Here is a 17,993-nt window from a genome sequence, read left to right as displayed (position 1 = left end):
CCTGGTCTGAATACCTAGTCGGACTCCTGCTCCTCCATGAGCTGCAGCATCTGTTCCGCCTCGGCCCGTCGGGACTGGACCGTTTCGGCCTCCTCCTCGTAGGCCGCGAAGTTCTCGTACGCGATCAGCACGCCACGCGCGCGCGTGGCCGCCTCCGACGGGCGGCTCAGGTCCGCCTCCAGCCAGCCGGCGGCCAGTTCGGCGCCGGTGCGGCCGTGCAGGCCCTCCTCACCGAGGGAGGAGAACACGGCGATCGCCTTCGTCATCTGGGCCAGCGCCGCCTCGAACGCGGCCTCGATCGCGCCGTCCTCGGCGTCCTCGGCGGCGGAGCGGGCCAGCAGGTCACCGAACTGGCGGTGGGTGTGGGCGAGTTCGGCGCCGAGTTGCTCGCGGGACTCCAGCTCCTCCGCCTCGGACAGGGCCTGCGCGCACTCCCGGACCGCTTCGGCCATCCGCTGCCGGGCCCCGTCGAGGCCCGACTCCATCCGCAGCGCGAGCCACGCGCGGGCGCGCAGGGCACGCACCAGGCCGTGCACATTGCCGAGCGAGCGCCACAGCTCGCCGGCGCGTTCGTAGGCCTGGTCGGCCTCCGCGGGCAGCCCGGCCTGGCCGAGGGACTCGGCGGCGAGGTGGGCGAGCGTCGCGTGGTCCTGCTGCTCGGGCCAGTGCCGGGCGATCTCCGCGGCCCTCAGCCTGCGTTCGGCGGACTCACGGTGCTCGCCCAGCTCGCCCAGACAGTCGCCGAGCCACCACAGCGTCTGTACGACCGCTCCGGCGCCGTGCGTCTCGGTGCCGAGGTCGGGCAGCGCCGACTCCAGCACCTCGGCCGCCTCCGCCCACCGGCCCTGCCGCAGCAGGAAACCGCCGAGCAGATGCCGGGCCCAGGCGCCCAGGGTCGGGCCCTCGCCCGCCTCGTCGGCCCAGTGCGCGGCCTCCAGAGCGCGGTCCGCGGCCTCGGTGACCTCGTCGCGCGCCCCGAGGATCTCGGCGAGCTGCAGGTTCAACTGGGCCTGGCCCGCCGCCTCCAGATACGCCCCGCCGTGCTCCAGGGCCCCCCGCAGCGCCCGTTCGGCCCCGGCGACGTCTCCGAGGTGGTGGGCGAGTCCGGCCAGCCGGGCCTCGTACTCCACCGCGAACCACGGCAGCCCCGCCGCGACGAAGGCCTCCGTGGCCCACCCGAACAGCTCCGCGGCACCCTCCAGGTCCCCGGTGCGCGTCGCCAGTTCGCCGAGCATGGCCTGTGCCTCCGCGCCGCGTGAGGCGAGCCGCACATCGTCCCCGGCGTGCCCGTCGACGAGCGCCAGCAGCTCCCGTACGGCGTTCTCGGCGGCGGCCAGGACCTGGTCGGTGCCGTCCTCCTCGACCTGCCGCATGAGGATGCGGGCGCGCCCCATCAGGACGGCCGCGGCCTGCCGTACGCCGGTGCTCTCGTCGGAGTAGAGCGCGAGGACCTCGTCGTACGGCTCGGAGACGGCCGTCAGGGCCGCGTCGATGTCGCCCTCCAGGGCGCGTGCGTACGCGGCGCGGGCGCGGGCGGCCAGGGCCTCACCGGGGTCGCCCGCCTCGGCGTACAGCTCGGCGGCCCGCTCGAAGAGTGCGATGCCCTCAGGGCCGCCCTCCATGGCCTTGTGGTCGACGATCTCCGCCCGGTCGGCCGCCGGTAGGTCCACGTTCTCGGCGGCCCGCCAGACGGCCGCCCACGCCTCCATCGCGTGCGGAAGCAGCCCGTCCGACATCCGGCGCGCGTCGGCGAGCAGCGCGGCCAGGTCGTCCGGGGCGGCGGCCTGCTTCTCGACCGCGTCCGGGGTTGTCCTGGACTCCGCGGGTGTTCTGCGGGGCGCCGGGATGCCCCTCGCCGCCCGCACGCCCAGCGGCAGCCGGTCCACCAGCGGAGCCTGGGCCATGCGCGCGCGGATGCCCTCGCCGACGTACGACGTGCCGTTGCGCAGGTCGAAGCGCGCGGACAGGGCAAGGGCCTCCTCGCGCGCGTGGACGGCGAGTTCGCGGGCGGTCCAGTCGCGCTCGGCCGGTCCGGGCACCGACTGGGCGCCCATTCCCACGGCGGTCAGCCGGTCCATGAGGAGGGTCACGGCGGCCAGGAAGTCCAGTTGGCTGCGCGGCTGTCCGGAGTCGGTGAAGTACGCGGGGCGCTCCGCGAGGAGTTCCAGGCCGCGCGCCTCGTTGCCGGTCAGCGCGCAGAACTCGACGTGGTCCGCGTACGCGCCCCGCATGCTCTCCATGGGCCGCACCAGCCGGAAGCCGCGCAGGTGATGCGCGCGGGCCTCGTCCAGGCGGCCCAGGCGCAGCAGCGGGGCCAGGGAGGACGCCAGGACGGTGTGCGGTTCGTGGGCGCAGGTGAACTCGCCCTCCAGGACCGGCCGCCACAGGTCGAGCGCCTCGGCGTCCGCGCCCCGCTCGGCCTGCCACCAGCCCTGGCTGTGCAGTTCGCAGGCGTGGCAGTCGGCCATGCTGTCGCGGTCGGCGGCCAGCCAGGCCGCGTACGCCCGTTCGGCCCGCGGCAGGTCGCCGACATGGGCGGCCACACTGAACTCGGCGCCGCGCACTGCCCGTTCGGAGTGCCCGGCGAGCCGGTAGCGGTGCTCCATCTCGCCGAGCCACTTCTCGATGGAGGCCAGCGGGATGTGCGGCTGGTCCAGCATGCCCGTGGTCATCCACTTGAAGACCCAGTGCAGCGTGTGGACCTCGTACTCGTCGAAGTCCTCGGGCCGCTCGTCCCACAGGCGCAGCAGACGCGCGAAGGGGACGAACATCCGGTCCTTCTCGGAGCTGTAGTTGTAGGCCTTCAGCTGGTGCCCGAGCGCCTCGATCACGGCGAGCGGGATGTTCAGCTTCTCGGCCTCGGCCAGCAGCAGTTCCGCGCGCGCGTTGCGGGCCGGTCCCTCCGGCTGCTCCGAGTTCAGCGCCATGGCCTCGCGGAGGGCGTCGAAGTTCTTGATCTCGCTCATCGCCGGCCGTCCTCCGTGGGCTCCGTGGGATCACTGTGGGTGGCCCACTCCAGGAGGCCGATGAACGCACGGTTCAGCAGCGCGGAGTCCGCGGGCCGCAGCGGGCGCTGCGCCATGAGCAGGGCCTGCCCGTACAGGGACTCCGTGGCGGTGCCGATCAGTTCCCGGTCCTCCAGCGAACTGATCCTCCGGATCAGCGGGTTGAGATGGTTGAGTACCAGCCGCGCGCGCGGGGTGCTGCCCCGCAGCGAACCGAGGATGCCGGCCCACAGGTCGTCCGCCCGCTCCTCGGCCTCCGCGCGCGCCTGCTCGTGCCGGGCCGCCCGGTCGTCCAGATGCAGCGCGGGCACCGACAGCGGGTGGAAGGCGCGCAGCACGACATCGCACCCCAGGGGGTCGAGTCTGGCGCGCGCCGCCCCCAGGAAGGCCGCCAGGGACAGCTCCTCGGCCGGGTCGACCGCGTCCAGGTGCGCGGTCACGGTGTCCGCGTCCAGCTCGGCGACCACGGTCCCCGGCCGCACCGACGGCAGCGCCTCGATCAGCTCGCTGTCGTACGTGTAGCCGCCGTTGATGACACCGACGCCCTGCGCGGACGCGATCGGCGCGACCTGCCGGTACTCCTCGACGGTGCGCGTGAAGTGCACCACCGGGTGCCGCTGCGCGAACTCCTCCAGGGACAGCCGCCCGTCGGTCGTCTCGAAGGGGAGCCACGGCAGCATCGTGCGCAGCATCTCCTTGTCGTGCCTGGCCAGCGACTTGACGCCCAGATGGTGCACCGACAGGAACACGGCCAGCCGCTCCGGATCCCCGGCGGCGAGCCCTGTCAGCCAGGAGCGAATCCTTTCGCCCAGCGCCTCCCGTACGGCGGCCAGCGTCTCGTCCTCGTACAGCGACTCCCGCGAAGCCGTCGGCCGCAGGCTGTCCGTGTCGAGCACGCACCGCACGAAGAACGCCCAGTCGGGCAGCAGCTGTTCGGCCCGCTCGGTGAGCAGCATGCCCTTCAGGTGCACCCGGTGACTCGCGCGCTGCGCCGGACTCACCGACGAGGGCAGGACGTACGCCACCCCGCGGATCCCGGCGAGCGGCACGTCCAGGTCGATCGAGTCCAGCGGCGTGAACCCGAACAGGTCGTGACAGTGCCGCTGGAGGGCCACCCTCCGGGTGGCGGGCGACGGATACGGACGGTTCCAGGGCGCCGGCAGATCGGTGACCGCCTCGTCGCCCACCCGCACGTCGTACGGCAGCAGCGACCCGAAGTCCCGCGCCAGCGCCAGCACACGCTCCTCGGTGAGCCACTCGCCGGCCCCGGGCCGCGCCACCAGGTACACGGTCGTGCCCGGTTCGGCCCGGGCCGTGTCGGGCAGCGTACGCACGGTGTACGAACCGTCGTCCGCGGCCGTCCACTCCACGGGCGGCGCGTCCGGCGTACGGGCACTGCGGCTGACGACCCTGATCCGCTCGGCCACGACGAAACAGGCCAGCAGCCCGATGCCGAACTGGCCGAGGAACTCCGAACGCGCCTCCTGGATGCCCCCGGGATCCGCCCGCTTGGAACTGCGGCCGATGGTCGCGAGAAGGTTGTGCACGTCCGCCTCCGTGAGGCCGACCCCGGAGTCCTCGACCCGCAGGGTGCCGCCCTCCGCGTACAGCCGCACCCGCGCCGGGGCGTCGGGCTGCTCGGCGCGCCGGGCGGTGATCGCGTCCACGGCGTTCTGCAGCAGCTCGCGCAGATAAACCCTGGGGCTGGAGTAGAGGTGATGGGAGAGCAGGTCCACGAGGCCGCGCAGGTCGACCTGGAACGTATGCGGTGACTGGGATGCCTGGGATGCCTGTGAGGTCTGGGAGTCCATCGTCGCAGCGCCGGAGGGGGGACCAGGTTCTGGCGACGGCGCGGGGTCGGGCGGTTCCGGTGAGGCGGTGACCGCGGGGGATGGCCGGGGCGCGCCATCCTAGGCCCGGAACGAGCCGTCTGACCAGCGGATTCCCAGTATGCATACGGCAATGTCAGTGGCGTGGTGTGCAATGGATCTCGTGCCCGCACTGGAAGAACCACTGAAACAGCCGCTGAAGTCAGTGCTCGGCCCCGCCACCGCGAAGGTGATGGCCGAGCACCTCGGCCTGCACACCGTCGGCGACCTCCTGCACCACTATCCGCGCAGGTACGAGGAGCGCGGCCAGCTCACCCACCTGGCCGACCTCCCCATGGACGAGCACGTGACGGTGGTCGCGCAGGTGGCCGACGCCCGCCTGCACACCTTCGCGTCCTCGAAGGCCCCCCGGGGCAAGGGCCAGCGCCTGGAAGTCACCATCACGGACGGCAGCGGCCGGCTCCAACTGGTCTTCTTCGGCCATGGAGTCCACAAACCCCACAAGGACCTCCTCCCCGGCACCCGCGCGCTGTTCGCGGGCAAGGCCTCGGTCTTCAACCGCCGCCTCCAGCTGGCCCATCCGGCGTACGAACTGCTGCAGGGCGACACCGACGAGGCGACGGAGGCGGTCGACTCCTGGGCGGGCGCCCTGATCCCGATCTACCCGGCCACCGCGAAACTGGAGTCCTGGAAGATCGCAAAGGCTGTCCAGACGGTCATCCCGAGTGCCCAGGAGGCCGTCGACCCCCTTCCGGACTCCCTCCGGGAGGGCCGAGGCATGGCCACCCTCCCCGAAGCCCTCCTGAAGATCCATCGCCCCCACACCAAGGCGGACATCGAGTCCGCCCGCGACCGCCTCAAGTGGGACGAGGCGTTCGTCCTCCAGGTCGCCCTGGCCCGCCGCCGCCACGCGGACGCCCAACTCCCGGCGGTACCCCGCAAACCGTCCCCGGACGGCCTCCTCACCGCCTTCGACGCGAAACTCCCCTTCACCCTCACGGAGGGCCAGCAGAAGGTCTCCAAGGAGATCTTCGACGACCTCGCGGCGGAACACCCGATGCACCGGCTGCTCCAGGGGGAGGTCGGTTCGGGCAAGGCCCAGCCTCTGGACTCGCTCGTGCTCACACCCGCCGGGTTCCGCTGTATGGGTGACCTGGAGGTGGGAGACGAAATCGTCGTGCCAGACGGGGAGATCGCGCTGATCGACGGCGTCTTCCCACAAGGAGAGCGCGATGTCTGGCGCTTGGTCCTCTCGGACGGAAGCTCGGTCGAGTGCGACGACGAGCATCTTTGGATCGTCGGGACGAGTTGTGGGTGGCACCGAGGCCAGGCTCCCAAGATCATGACGACCCGGGAGATTCGCCTGGACACGTTCAAGGCAAACGGGTCTTCGAAGTGGTATCTCCCTGCGGCAGCTCCGGTCGACCTGGGAGGCGACTTCGAGCTTCCTCTCGATCCGTACCTTTTCGGCCTCCTGTTGGGAGACGGTTCATTCCGGCACAACCTGCGCCTGTCCACGATCGACGACGAGATCCATGACGCGGTAGCGACCGCCGTAGCGCCCGAATGCCGTCTGGTCCCGGTGAGGGGCTCTCGCTGTGACTACACGATTCAGCTGACCCATCGTGCGGGTGGCGTGCGCAACCCCGTGATTCGAACCCTGCGCGAGCTGAATCTGTGGGGCATGACCTCGCACGACAAATTCGTTCCGGACGAGTTCAAGAACACCTCGATCAAGAACCGTCTTGCTCTGCTGCAAGGAATCCTGGACACCGATGGCACCGTCGACAAGGACGGCTTGAGTATCTCGCTCTGTTCGGCTTCACGCAGACTCGCAGACGATGTCGCTTGGCTGGTCCGATCACTTGGCGGCCGGGCCCGTGTCCTTCCGAAGAAGGCCGCCTTCAACGTATCGGTGGCCTTGCCCGACGCGTACGGGCCCTTCAGGTTGACCCGCAAGGCAGATCGAGTGAAGTCGAGGCCGAAATACAACACGTTCCGACGCGGAATCCGCGCGGTTGAGTATGTGGGACGCAAGCCTGTCCAGTGCATCAGCGTGGCGCATCCCAGTCGTGCCTACGTCACCGACAACTTCACAGTGACCCACAACACTATGGTGGCCCTCCGCGCCATGCTCGCCGTCGTCGACGCAGGCGGTCAGGCCGCGATGCTCGCGCCCACCGAGGTGCTCGCCCAGCAGCACCACCGGTCGATCACCGAGATGATGGGGGAGTTGGCGGAGGGCGGGATGCTCGGCGGCGCAGACCGGGCCACCAAGGTGGTCCTCCTGACCGGCTCCATGGGCACCGCCGCCCGCCGCCAGGCGCTCCTGGACCTCGTCACCGGCGAGGCGGGGCTCGTGATCGGCACGCACGCGCTGATCGAGGACAAGGTCCAGTTCCACGACCTCGGCCTGGTCGTCGTCGACGAACAGCACCGCTTCGGCGTCGAACAGCGCGACGCCCTGCGCGGCAAGGGCAAACAGCCCCCGCACCTCCTCGTCATGACGGCCACCCCGATTCCGCGCACGGTCGCCATGACCGTCTTCGGCGACCTGGAGACGTCGGTCCTGGACCAGCTCCCCGCAGGGCGCCTGCCCATCGCCAGCCATGTCGTCCCGGCCGCGGACAAGCCCCATTTCCTGGCGCGCGCGTGGGAGCGCGTGCGCGAGGAGGTGGGCAAGGGGCATCAGGCGTACGTCGTCTGCCCCCGCATCGGGGATGAGGAGGACGACCCGAAGAAGGCCGGCAAGAAGAAGTCCCACGAGAGCGAGGCCGAGGCCGAGAAACGCCCACCGCTCGCCGTCGTGGAGGTGGCCGACCAACTCACCCGGGGGCCTCTCCAGGGGCTGAAGGTCGAGATCCTGCACGGCCGTATGCATCCCGACGACAAGGACGCCGTGATGCGCCGCTTCACCGCCGGGGAGACGGACGTCCTGGTGGCCACCACGGTCATCGAGGTCGGCGTCAACGTGCCGAACGCGACCGTGATGGTGATCATGGACGCCGACCGTTTCGGTGTCTCCCAGCTCCACCAGCTCCGGGGGCGAGTCGGCCGCGGGTCGGCAGCCGGTCTCTGCCTCCTGGTCAGCGAGATGCCCGAGGCGAGCCCCGCCCGCCAGCGCCTCAACTCCGTCGCCGCCACCCTCGACGGCTTCGAACTGTCCCGCATCGACCTGGAACAGCGCCGTGAGGGCGATGTCCTGGGCCAGGCCCAGTCCGGCGCCCGCACCTCCCTGCGGATGCTCACCGTCATCGACGACGAGGAGATCATCGCGGAGGCGAGGGAGGAGGCGGCGGCCGTGGTCGCCGCCGACCCGGACCTGGAGAACCTCCCGGGCCTGCGCACGGCCCTGGACGCGCTACTGGACGAGGAGAGGGAGCAGTACTTGGACAAGGGGTGAGGCGGACGTGCCCCAAAGGGGCGCGAGGCTGTGTCGATAGGCGGCTCCGCCGCGTGGGCGCGAGCAACCACGATGGACCCGCAGTTGCCAACAACACAAAGCACCCCCTACCCCCGCCTGCGAAACTGGATCCCAGATCACCCCATGGACAAGGACCCCAGATGACCCGCGTGATCGCCGGCACAGCCGGCGGACGCCGCCTAGCCGTCCCGCCGGGAACAGGCACGCGCCCCACCTCCGACCGCGCCCGAGAGGGCCTCTTCTCCACCTGGCAGGCCCTCCTCGGCGGCCCCCTGGACGGCGAGCGCGTCCTCGACCTGTACGCCGGATCGGGCGCCGTCGGCCTGGAGGCGCTCAGCCGCGGTGCCGGGCACACCCTGCTCGTGGAGGCCGACGCCCGCGCCGCCCGCATCATCGGCGAGAACGTGAAGGCGCTCGGGCTGCCCGGCGCCGAGGTCCGGGCCGGCAAGACGGAACAGATTGTTCGGACGGCGTCCACACAGCCGTACGACATCGTCTTCCTCGACCCGCCGTACGCCGTTCCGGACGACGATCTTCGCGAGATCCTGCTCACACTCCGGGCCGGGGGCTGGCTCGCGGCCGAAGCCCTCGTCACCGTGGAGCGCAGCACCAGAGGCGGTGAATTCCCGTGGCCGGACGGTTTCGAAGCGCTCCGGTCCCGTCGCTACGGCGAGGGAACGTTTTGGTACGGTCGCGCCGCCTCTACGTGCGAAGACGCACGATGACCGGACCGGAGAGCGAGGGATCACTAGTGCGCCGCGCCGTCTGTCCCGGGTCGTTCGACCCGATCACCAACGGACACCTCGACATCATTTCCCGCGCCTCCCGTCTGTACGACGAGGTCTATGTCGCGGTCATGATCAACAAATCCAAGAAGGGCCTCTTCGAGGTCGACGAACGGATCGACCTGATCCGCCAGGTCACCGCCGAGTTCGGAAACGTCCGGGTCGAGTCCTTCCACGGCCTCCTCGTCGACTTCTGCAAGCAGCGTGACATTCCGGCCATCGTCAAGGGCCTGCGCGCTGTGAGCGACTTCGACTACGAACTCCAGATGGCCCAGATGAACAACGGTCTGTCGGGCGTCGAGACGCTCTTCGTGCCGACCAATCCCACCTACAGTTTTCTTTCCTCCTCGCTCGTCAAGGAGGTCGCCGCCTGGGGCGGGGACGTCTCCCACCTCGTGCCGCCGCTCGTCCTGGAAGCCCTCGACGGGCGCCTCAAGAGGGACTGACGAACAGGCTGACGAAGGACTGACAGACCGTCACTCGGTGTCGGGCGGGTCGGCAGAGTCGTACAGTCGACCCGTCCGTCTTCATCACAGCTGTAGAGAGTGGCGAGCACACGGTGGACGTGCAGAAGAAGCTCGACGAGATCGTCTCCTCGGTCTCCAGTGCCCGGTCGATGCCCATGTCGGCCTCGTGCGTGGTCAACCGCGCCGACCTGCTCGCGATGCTGGAAGAGGTGCGCGCGGCTCTGCCCGGCTCCCTCGCGCAGGCGCAGGAGCTGATCGGCGACCGGGAACAGCTGGTCGAGCAGGCCCGCCAGGAGGCCGACCGGATCATCCGGACCGCGCACGACGAGCGCGGCTCCCTGATCTCCGACACGGAGGTCGCCCGCCGCTCCCAGAGCGAGGCCGACCGCATCCTCGCCGAGGCCCGCAAAGAGGCCGAGGACGTCCGCGCCGAGGCCGACGACTACGTCGACTCCAAGCTCGCCAACTTCGAGGTCGTCCTCACCAAGACCCTCGGCTCGGTCGGCCGCGGCAGGGAGAAGCTGCTCGGCACCGGCCCAGGCCTGGACGACCAGGGATACGAGGACGAGGACGCCCCCGAGCGCAGCCACGACCCCGAGACCCTGCGCGTCAACGCCGACAAATACGTCGACGTGAAGCTCGGTGCCTTCGAGGCCGTCCTCGCCAAGACCCTGGAGGCGGTCGGCCGCGGCCGGCAGACCCTGCACGGCCGTATCGCCAGCGACGACCTCGGCTCCCTCGGCCAGGACGACGACGGCACCCCCAGGCAGCACACCAGCGACGCCGACTACCTGGCCGACCTCGCCGACTCCCCGGACACCCTCGGCGAACAGCCCCGGGCGGCGGAGATCCCGGCCCAGCAGCAGTACGGCCAGCAGGACCAGTACGGCTACCAGCAGCCCGCCGACCCCTACGCCGGCTACCAGCAGGCGTACGCCCCGCAGCAGGACCAGTACGGCTACCAGTCCGCCGACCCCTACGCCTACCAGGCGTACGACGGCTCGCAGGTCGCCTACGACCCCGCCCAGGTACAGCAGGGCTATGCCCAGCCGGAGCAGCAACAGCAGCAGGCGCACGCCCTCGACGAGACCAGTCTCTTCGACACCGGCATGATCAGCGCCGAGCAGCTGCGCGCCTACGAACAGGGGCGCGGCGGGCAGTGAACGCCCGCCCCTGCAGAGACCGGACGGGGACCGGATTGGGCCGTGGGCGGAAGGTCCAGTATCCTGGCTCTTCGGTCGCGTGTATCTCTGCGATCACCGCTGCCCGGAGGACGAGCAGCTGAGCATCGAAGATCGAAAGCAGGAATGGCTCTGAACGCCCGCCTCGACCACCGCAACCCCCTCGTGTTCGACACACACGAACTGGGTCGGCGTCCTGGCGCGCTGCAGCGCCTGACCCGTGAGATCGACGCTCCCAAGGATCTCGGGATCCAGGGGGTCATCGGAGTGCCGGAAGGCGTGCCGATGGTGCTCAAACTCCGCCTGGAGTCGGTCATGGAAGGTGTGCTTGTCACAGGCACCGCCCGTGCACGGGCCAAGGGGGAGTGCGTAAGGTGTCTGGAGCCGCTTGAGCAGGAGCTCACAGCGGACTTCCAGGAGATGTTCTCGTACCCTGACGCCGACGACCGGGGCCGCGTAAAAGCGGAGCCGGCCGACGACGCCGAGGACGACGAGGACGTGCTCTTCATCGAGGACGGCTTGTTCGACCTCGAATCCGTGCTGCGTGATGCGGTGGTGCTCGCACTGCCGATGCAGCCGGTGTGCCAGGACGACTGTCCCGGTCTGTGCTCCGAGTGTGGAGCGCGACTGGCTGACGACCCGGAACACCACCATGACGCCGTCGACATTCGTTGGGCGGCACTGCAGGGACTCGTAGGTTCACTCGAACCCGGCGAGAAGGACGAGATCAGCGACGCCGAAGCGGAAGCGGGCGTCGACGAGAAGCAGGAGAAGTAGCCGTGGCTGTTCCGAAGCGGAAGATGTCGCGCAGCAACACGCGCCACCGCCGGTCGCAGTGGAAGGCTGCGGTCCCCACTCTGGTTGCGTGCGAGCGCTGCCAGGAGCCCAAGCTGCAGCACATCGCGTGCCCGTCTTGCGGCACTTACAACAAGCGCCAGGTCCTCGAGGTCTGAGCGGCCGGTGAGAGGCTCCATGTCTGACGCCCAGGCGGACTCGACCGCCAAGAAAAAGGCGGACACAGCCTCGTCCCACACGCTTCTGGAAGGGCGGCTCGGCTACCAGCTTGAGTCCGCCCTTCTGGTGCGTGCGCTGACCCATCGTTCGTACGCGTACGAGAACGGCGGTCTGCCCACCAATGAGCGGTTGGAGTTCCTCGGGGACTCCGTGCTCGGTCTGGTGGTCACGGACACGCTGTATCGCACCCACCCCGACCTCCCAGAAGGCCAGTTGGCCAAGCTGCGGGCCGCGGTGGTCAATTCTCGTGCACTCGCGGAGGTGGGCCGTGGGCTCGAACTCGGCTCCTTCATCCGGCTAGGCCGTGGTGAAGAGGGCACGGGCGGGCGGGACAAGGCGTCCATCCTCGCCGACACCCTTGAAGCGGTGATCGGCGCTGTCTATCTCGACCAGGGTCTCGACGCGGCGGGCGAACTCGTCCACCGTCTCTTCGACCCGCTGATCGAGAAATCCTCGAACCTCGGTGCCGGCCTGGACTGGAAGACCAGTCTCCAGGAGCTCACCGCGACCGAAGGGCTCGGCGTGCCCGAGTACCTGGTCACGGAGACCGGCCCGGACCACGAGAAGACCTTCACTGCTGCCGCCCGCGTCGGAGGCGTCTCGTACGGCACCGGCACCGGCCGCAGCAAGAAGGAGGCGGAGCAGCAGGCCGCGGAATCGGCCTGGCGTTCCATCCGTGCGGATGCGGATGAACGTGTGAAGGTCGCTGCCGCGGAGGCGGTGGCTGTGGCCGCAGCTGAGGCCGCGGTGCCTGTACCTGTGCCTGTTGAGGATGACGCCGAGGCGCCTTCCTCAACGTCTGCCTGAGTCTGTGTGCACCAGTGCTTGTCCCTGGCGGGACGGGCACTGGTGTTCTTCGGTTTTTCGTTGTCCGCGGGCCGGTGAGGGCTGGTCGCGCAGTTCCCCGCGCCCCTAAAGGCCCAAAGCCAGGGGGTTTCCATGCCTGAGTTGCCCGAAGTCGAGGTCGTACGGCGGGGGTTGGCTCGGTGGGTGGCCCAGCGCACCGTTGCCGACGCCGAGGTGTTGCATCCTCGGGCCGTGCGGCGGCATGTCGCCGGGGGCGATGACTTCGTGCATCGGCTCCAGGGGCATCGCATCGGTACGCCCAGCCGGCGTGGCAAGTATCTGTGGCTGCCGTTGGAGGACACCGGGCAGTCGGTCCTGGCGCATCTCGGGATGAGTGGTCAGCTGCTGATGCAGCCGCCCGAGGCCGTCGACGAGAAACATCTGCGTATTCGCGTCCGCTTCGCCGACGACCTGGCCACCGAGCTGCGCTTCGTCGACCAACGCACCTTCGGCGGGCTGTCGTTGCACGACAACACCCCCGACGGGCTGCCCGACGTCATCGCCCACATCGCGCGTGACCCCCTCGACCCGCTGTTCGACGACGAGGCCTTCCATCAGGCGCTGCGCCGGAAGCGGACGACCATCAAACGGGCCCTGCTCGACCAGTCGTTGATCAGCGGCGTGGGCAACATCTACGCGGACGAGGCCCTTTGGCGCTCCCGGGTCCACTACGAACGCCCGACCGCGGGCTTCACCCGCCCGCACACCGCCGAACTCCTGGGCCACGTACGGGATGTGATGAACGCGGCGCTGGACGTGGGCGGCACGAGTTTCGACAGTCTGTACGTCAACGTCAATGGCGAATCCGGATACTTCGACCGCTCGCTCGACGCGTACGGACGCGAGGGACTGCCCTGCAAGCGCTGTGCGACGCCGATGTTGCGTCGCCCCTGGATGAACCGGTCCAGCTACTTCTGCCCGAAGTGCCAGCGGGCGCCGCGTATTTCGGCGTAGACGGTCACGGGTTCTGCTGTCGAGGGGCGCGTGTCTCGTCGTACTTCTCGCGTGCTGCCAGCACGGAGTCCATGCGGCCCTCCACGAAGTGGATGAGCGCCAGCAGCCGTTGGGCGACCTCGTGGCCCAGAGAGGTCAGCTCGTAGTCCACGCGGGGCGGGTTCGTCGGCTGGGCCTCGCGGTGGACCAGGCCGTCGCGCTCCAGGGCCTGGAGGGTCTGGGAGAGCATTTTCTCGCTCACGCCGTCGACGCGGCGGCGCAACTCGTTGAAGCGGAGCGAGCCCTCCTGCAGGGCGCCGAGTGTGAGCGCGCCCCAACGGCCCGTGACGTGCTCCAGCGTGCCGCGCGACGGACACGCCTTGGCGAACACGTCGTAGGGGAGGGGCTGCTCCTCCGTGGCGTTCATCATGACTCCAGCGTACGCGAGCGCAGCGCTGACCTGAAGATTGCGCTAACCCGTAGTTAGTGCAATCTTCAGGCGGTCCGGACGGTCGCGCCGGTCAGTAGCCGAAGTCCTGAGTCCACCAGGGGCCGCCCGAGCCGAAGTGGACGCCCACTCCCAGCGTCTTGAAGTCGCAGTTCAGGATGTTCGCCTTGTGGCCGGGGCTGTTCATCCAGGCCACCATCACCGCGGCCGCGTCGGCCTGGCCCCGGGCGATGTTCTCGCCGCCGAGGCTGGTGATGCCGGCCTTGTCCGCCCGGTCCCAGGGTGAGAGACCGTCGGGGTCGGTGTGGTCGAAGAAGTCCCGGGCGGCCATGTCCTCGCTGAACGCCTCCGCCAGGTCCTGCAGCGCGCTGTTCGCGGACACCGCGCTGCAGCCCACCTTCGCCCGCTCCTCGTTGACGAGCTGGAGCACCTCCGCCTCGGCGGCGGCCTGCGCGGACACGGTGATGGGGGCGGAGGTCTGCTGCTTCGAAGTCTCGTTCGCCTTCGGCGGAGTGGGCGCCGGAGCCGTCGTCGGTGCCTCGCTGGGCGTGACCGCCGACTTCTTCGGCGGGGCCTTGGTCGCCGGGGCGGCCGAAGCCGTCGACTGCGAGGGGGATGGGGAAGAGGGCGATGTGTCGCGATCCGAGTCGCGGCTCGTCGACGTACCGCTGTCGCGGTCCGTGTCGGCGTTGCCGGACGTGCCCCCCTGCTGGGTCTCGGCGTTCGTCGGGGAGTCGGCGGCCTGCACCTTGTCGCCGCTGCTGCTGCCACCGATCGTGTACTTGTCACCGCCGGGCAGCACGCCCGTGGCGACCGCGACGGTACCCAGGGCGACCGCGGCGGAGACGCCCAGCAGGCCCGTACGGACCGGCCTGGACGACCGCTTCTTGCGGCGCCCACGGGTGCTGCCGTTCCCGGGTCCGCCGAAGGGACCGTCGCCGTTCATCGCCGTATGGGCGCCCGTGACGTCCGGGGCGAAGAGGTAGGCGTCGCTCGTCGCGTAGGCGTCGGATTGCGCCTCGGGGTGCAGATACGGGGCGATGCCCACCGTGGTTGGGGCGTCCTCCCACAGCGTGCTGTACGCGGTGTGAGGTGTGTGTGGGACAGGGGAGTCGTACGGTCCCTGGCCGGATCCGTAACCTCCCGTGTCCGAATCGTATGTTTCCGTGACCCCCGTGGCGCGACCTGTGGTGGCGCTTCCGGCGGCGGAGCGTCGGTGGCGTCCCATGTTTTGGCCTTCCTCGTCCTTGCGGTCAGGATTACTCACTCGAACGAGTGAGTTTCATATGAGATTCGTTGGGTGGGGACGGTACCCCATGGCGCAAGGGGAGGAAGTGCTCAGAGAGACATTGGCCCGTTAGCGTGCGTCCATGAACGAGGATGTGCGACTGGTCGCCTGGGTGCGCGGACGCGTCCAGGGCGTGGGTTTCCGCTGGTTCACGCGGGCCAGGGCGCTGGAGATCGGCGGGCTGAGTGGTTTTGCTCTCAATTTGGACGACGGACGTGTGCAAGTGGTCGCGGAAGGCACGCGTCAGGGCTGTGAAGGACTGCTCGACTGGCTGCGCGGTGACGACACGCCCGGCCGCGTGGACGGCGTCACCGAGATCTGGGACACACCTCGTCGGATCTACGACGGGTTCGCCATCCGCTGAGGCGGTTCTGTAAAGCGGCCCAGGCAGCACCCCGTAGACATGCCACAACATGCCACGCGCGCCTGTCCACGGCAGAAACTGCCTGGTGGTTGCCAAGAAGGGCAGGTCGTGGCAGGCTCCGCAGAAAACGCTTGTCACCAGGCCCTCGGGCCCCGCCGGAGTCGCCGCGCCGCCCGCCAGAGGCCGCGCGCCCCGTGCCGCCCGCCAATACAGGGCGTGATCGTGTTGACCGTCAAACTTTTTGGTGAGACTCTGAAAGCCCCGCGCACCTTAGCTGTTTGGCATGTAAGAACGGCAGTAAAAACCCAAGCAAGAGCTGCACAGTGCCAAGCATCGCGGGTGCGATTCCCTCACGACCCACACCGCTTCGGTCGGTCACTCAGTGTGGAGGACCATCCATCATGGCAAAGGCGCTTCTCGGTTACGTCGGCGGCTCTGACCCGCGACTCCTCGCCGAGATGCGACGGCTCCAGCAGCGCGTACAGGACCTGGAATCCGAACTCGGACGCATCCAGGCGGAGAACGACGAGCTGACGGCTGCCGCTTCTCACGATTCGCTTCTCGAGAGCATCGACGCACGCCAGGCAGAGCCCGCGCTCACCTGATCACTGCGTCTGTAACGCATCGCATCAGTACCGCGCATCGCACCAGGCACCCAGTGGTCGAGCTGTTGGCATCAACCGCTGAGCTGTCGAAGTTTGGCCAGAGTATTGCAAGGGACGCTTCGGCGTCCCTTCTTTATTTCCCCGTGCTGCCCGTCTGCTCCCCCATGGTCCAGAGTGGTTGCTTCCCCAAGGTGTCCACCCTCTTTAACGTCTGATGTGCCCTGCACGTTCATCGGCGAAACCGCCGGGGGGTATCCAGGGGTTCATCATGTGACATACCGGCGGAAGGTAGAGTCCAGCGGCGTGCACCTCAAGGCCCTGACCCTCCGAGGGTTCAAGTCGTTCGCCTCGGCGACCACGCTCCGGTTCGAACCGGGCATCACGTGTGTCGTGGGGCCCAACGGCTCGGGCAAGTCCAATGTCGTGGACGCGCTCAGCTGGGTGATGGGCGAGCAGGGCGCCAAGTCGTTGCGCGGCGGCAAGATGGAGGACGTCATCTTCGCCGGCACCACCGGGCGCCCGCCGCTCGGCCGCGCCGAAGTGTCCCTCACCATCGACAACTCCGACGGCGCGCTGCCCATCGAGTACGCCGAGGTCACCATCACGCGGATCATGTTCCGCAACGGCGGCAGCGAGTACCAGATCAACGGCGACACCTGCCGGCTGCTGGACATCCAGGAGCTGCTGTCCGACTCCGGCATCGGCCGCGAGATGCACGTCATCGTCGGCCAGGGCCAGCTGGACTCCGTACTGCACGCCGATCCGATGGGCCGCCGCGCCTTCATCGAGGAGGCGGCGGGCGTACTGAAGCACCGCAAGCGCAAGGAGAAGGCGCTGCGCAAGCTGGACGCGATGCAGGCGAACCTCGCCCGCGTCCAGGACCTCACCGACGAACTGCGGCGTCAGCTGAAGCCGCTGGGACGGCAGGCGGCGGTCGCGCGCCGGGCCGCGGTCATCCAGGCGGATCTGCGTGACGCCCGGCTCCGGCTTCTCGCCGACGATCTCGTACGGCTGCGAGGGGCCCTCCAGACAGAGGTCGCGGACGAGGCCGCGCTCAAGGAGCGCAAGGACGCGGCGGAGGCCGAGCTGAAGAAGGCCCTCCAGCGCGAAGCGCTGCTGGAGGACGAGGTACGGCAGCTCACGCCGCGCCTCCAAGGCGCGCAGCAGACCTGGTACGAGCTCTCCCAGCTCGCCGAACGGGTGCGAGGCACCGTCTCGCTGGCCGACGCGCGCGTGAAGAGCGCCACCTCCGCCCCGGACGACGAGCGGCGCGGACGTGAACCCGAGGACATGGAGCGCGAGGCCGCGCGTATCCGTGAGCAGGAGGCCGAGCTGGAAGCGGCCCTGGAAGCGGCCGAACACGCGCTGGAGGACACGGTCGAGCACCGGGCCGAGCTGGAGCGCGGACTCGCGGTCGAGGAGCGGCGCCTGAAGGACGTGGCCCGCGCGATCGCCGACCGCCGCGAGGGACTGGCCCGGCTGAACGGCCAGGTCAACGCCGCCCGTTCGCGTGCGGCGAGCGCTCAGGCCGAGATCGACAGGCTCGCCACCGCCCGCGACGAGGCGCGGGAACGGGCGGTCGCGGCCCAGGAGGAGTACGAGACCCTGCAGGCCGAGGTCGACGGCCTCGACGCGGGCGACGCGGACCTGGCGGAGCGGCACGACGCGGCGAAGGCCGCCCTCGCCGACGCGGAAGCAGGCCTCACGGCGGCCCGTGAGGCGGCCACGGCGGCGGAACGCCGCCGCGCCGCCACCCAGGCCCGCCACGAGGCACTGGCGCTCGGTCTGCGCCGCAAGGACGGGT

15 protein-coding genes are annotated in these 17,993 nt (G+C 69.6%); 11 read left to right on the top strand and 4 right to left on the bottom strand.

Annotation, left to right across the window (positions count from 1 at the left end; all coding sequences use genetic code 11):
• Window positions 1–14: 14 nt before the first annotated feature.
• Both G3I71_RS41125 and G3I71_RS41120 read right to left on the bottom strand, forming a co-directional pair.
• A complete protein-coding gene (locus G3I71_RS41125; protein WP_164323341.1) occupies window positions 15–2,966 on the bottom strand; it encodes a tetratricopeptide repeat protein in 2,952 nt (983 codons plus the stop codon).
• Window positions 2,963–4,816, bottom strand: coding sequence for an HSP90 family protein (locus G3I71_RS41120; protein ID WP_164323339.1), 1,854 nt, complete (start codon window positions 4,814–4,816; stop codon window positions 2,963–2,965). The genes G3I71_RS41125 and G3I71_RS41120 overlap by 4 nt, the downstream gene beginning before the upstream one ends.
• A gap of 172 nt (window positions 4,817–4,988) precedes the next feature.
• Between G3I71_RS41120 and G3I71_RS41115 the strand changes: the two genes are divergently transcribed.
• The 8 genes from G3I71_RS41115 (at window position 4,989) to mutM (ending at window position 13,505) form a co-directional block, all read left to right on the top strand.
• The gene (locus G3I71_RS41115) at window positions 4,989–8,237 is read left to right on the top strand and encodes a helicase-related protein (RefSeq protein WP_164323336.1); all 3,249 of its coding nucleotides are present in this window, start codon (window positions 4,989–4,991) and stop codon (window positions 8,235–8,237) included.
• A gap of 161 nt (window positions 8,238–8,398) precedes the next feature.
• Window positions 8,399–8,983, top strand: coding sequence for a 16S rRNA (guanine(966)-N(2))-methyltransferase RsmD (gene rsmD, locus G3I71_RS41110; RefSeq protein ID WP_164323334.1), 585 nt, complete (start codon window positions 8,399–8,401; stop codon window positions 8,981–8,983).
• Window positions 8,984–9,009: 26 nt separating this feature from the next.
• Complete coding sequence (gene coaD / locus G3I71_RS41105) at window positions 9,010–9,489, top strand: pantetheine-phosphate adenylyltransferase (protein WP_343240210.1); 480 nt, start codon at window positions 9,010–9,012, stop codon at window positions 9,487–9,489.
• Between the two features lie 113 nt (window positions 9,490–9,602).
• A complete protein-coding gene (locus G3I71_RS41100) occupies window positions 9,603–10,673 on the top strand; it encodes an ATP synthase F0 subunit B (protein WP_164323327.1) in 1,071 nt (356 codons plus the stop codon).
• 144 nt (window positions 10,674–10,817) lie between these two features.
• Window positions 10,818–11,468, top strand: coding sequence for a DUF177 domain-containing protein (locus G3I71_RS41095; protein ID WP_164323323.1), 651 nt, complete (start codon window positions 10,818–10,820; stop codon window positions 11,466–11,468).
• Between the two features lie 2 nt (window positions 11,469–11,470).
• Window positions 11,471–11,644: a 50S ribosomal protein L32 gene (gene rpmF / locus G3I71_RS41090; RefSeq protein WP_030753522.1), complete on the top strand. Its 174-nt coding sequence runs from the start codon at window positions 11,471–11,473 to the stop codon at window positions 11,642–11,644.
• A 7-nt stretch (window positions 11,645–11,651) separates the two neighbouring features.
• Window positions 11,652–12,512, top strand: coding sequence for a ribonuclease III (gene rnc, locus G3I71_RS41085; protein WP_343243234.1), 861 nt, complete (start codon window positions 11,652–11,654; stop codon window positions 12,510–12,512).
• A 132-nt stretch (window positions 12,513–12,644) separates the two neighbouring features.
• Window positions 12,645–13,505: a bifunctional DNA-formamidopyrimidine glycosylase/DNA-(apurinic or apyrimidinic site) lyase gene (gene mutM / locus G3I71_RS41080; protein WP_164323316.1), complete on the top strand. Its 861-nt coding sequence runs from the start codon at window positions 12,645–12,647 to the stop codon at window positions 13,503–13,505.
• Window positions 13,506–13,509: 4 nt separating this feature from the next.
• On the opposite strand, the gene G3I71_RS41075 is transcribed toward mutM, so the two are convergent.
• A complete protein-coding gene (locus G3I71_RS41075) occupies window positions 13,510–13,911 on the bottom strand; it encodes a helix-turn-helix domain-containing protein (protein ID WP_164323386.1) in 402 nt (133 codons plus the stop codon).
• A 94-nt stretch (window positions 13,912–14,005) separates the two neighbouring features.
• Window positions 14,006–15,160 carry a CAP domain-containing protein gene (locus G3I71_RS41070; protein WP_164323313.1) on the bottom strand — a complete coding sequence of 385 codons (1,155 nt, stop codon included), beginning with the start codon at window positions 15,158–15,160 and terminating at the stop codon, window positions 14,006–14,008.
• A gap of 142 nt (window positions 15,161–15,302) precedes the next feature.
• On the opposite strand from G3I71_RS41070, the gene G3I71_RS41065 reads away from it, so the two are divergent.
• The 3 genes from G3I71_RS41065 to G3I71_RS41055 all read left to right on the top strand — a co-directional run.
• The gene (locus G3I71_RS41065) at window positions 15,303–15,584 is read left to right on the top strand and encodes an acylphosphatase (protein ID WP_006375439.1); all 282 of its coding nucleotides are present in this window, start codon (window positions 15,303–15,305) and stop codon (window positions 15,582–15,584) included.
• A 401-nt stretch (window positions 15,585–15,985) separates the two neighbouring features.
• Entirely contained in the window at window positions 15,986–16,189 is a 204-nt protein-coding gene (locus tag G3I71_RS41060) for a hypothetical protein (protein ID WP_006375438.1), read from the top strand.
• Window positions 16,190–16,492: 303 nt separating this feature from the next.
• A partial coding sequence (locus G3I71_RS41055; protein WP_164323311.1) for an AAA family ATPase occupies window positions 16,493–17,993 on the top strand: 1,501 nt, incomplete at its 3' end.

It is taken from the genome of Streptomyces sp. SID12501, assembly GCF_010550245.1.
In the GTDB taxonomy this organism is placed as follows: domain Bacteria; phylum Actinomycetota; class Actinomycetes; order Streptomycetales; family Streptomycetaceae; genus Streptomyces.
This window is presented reverse-complemented; position numbering and strand designations above follow the sequence as displayed.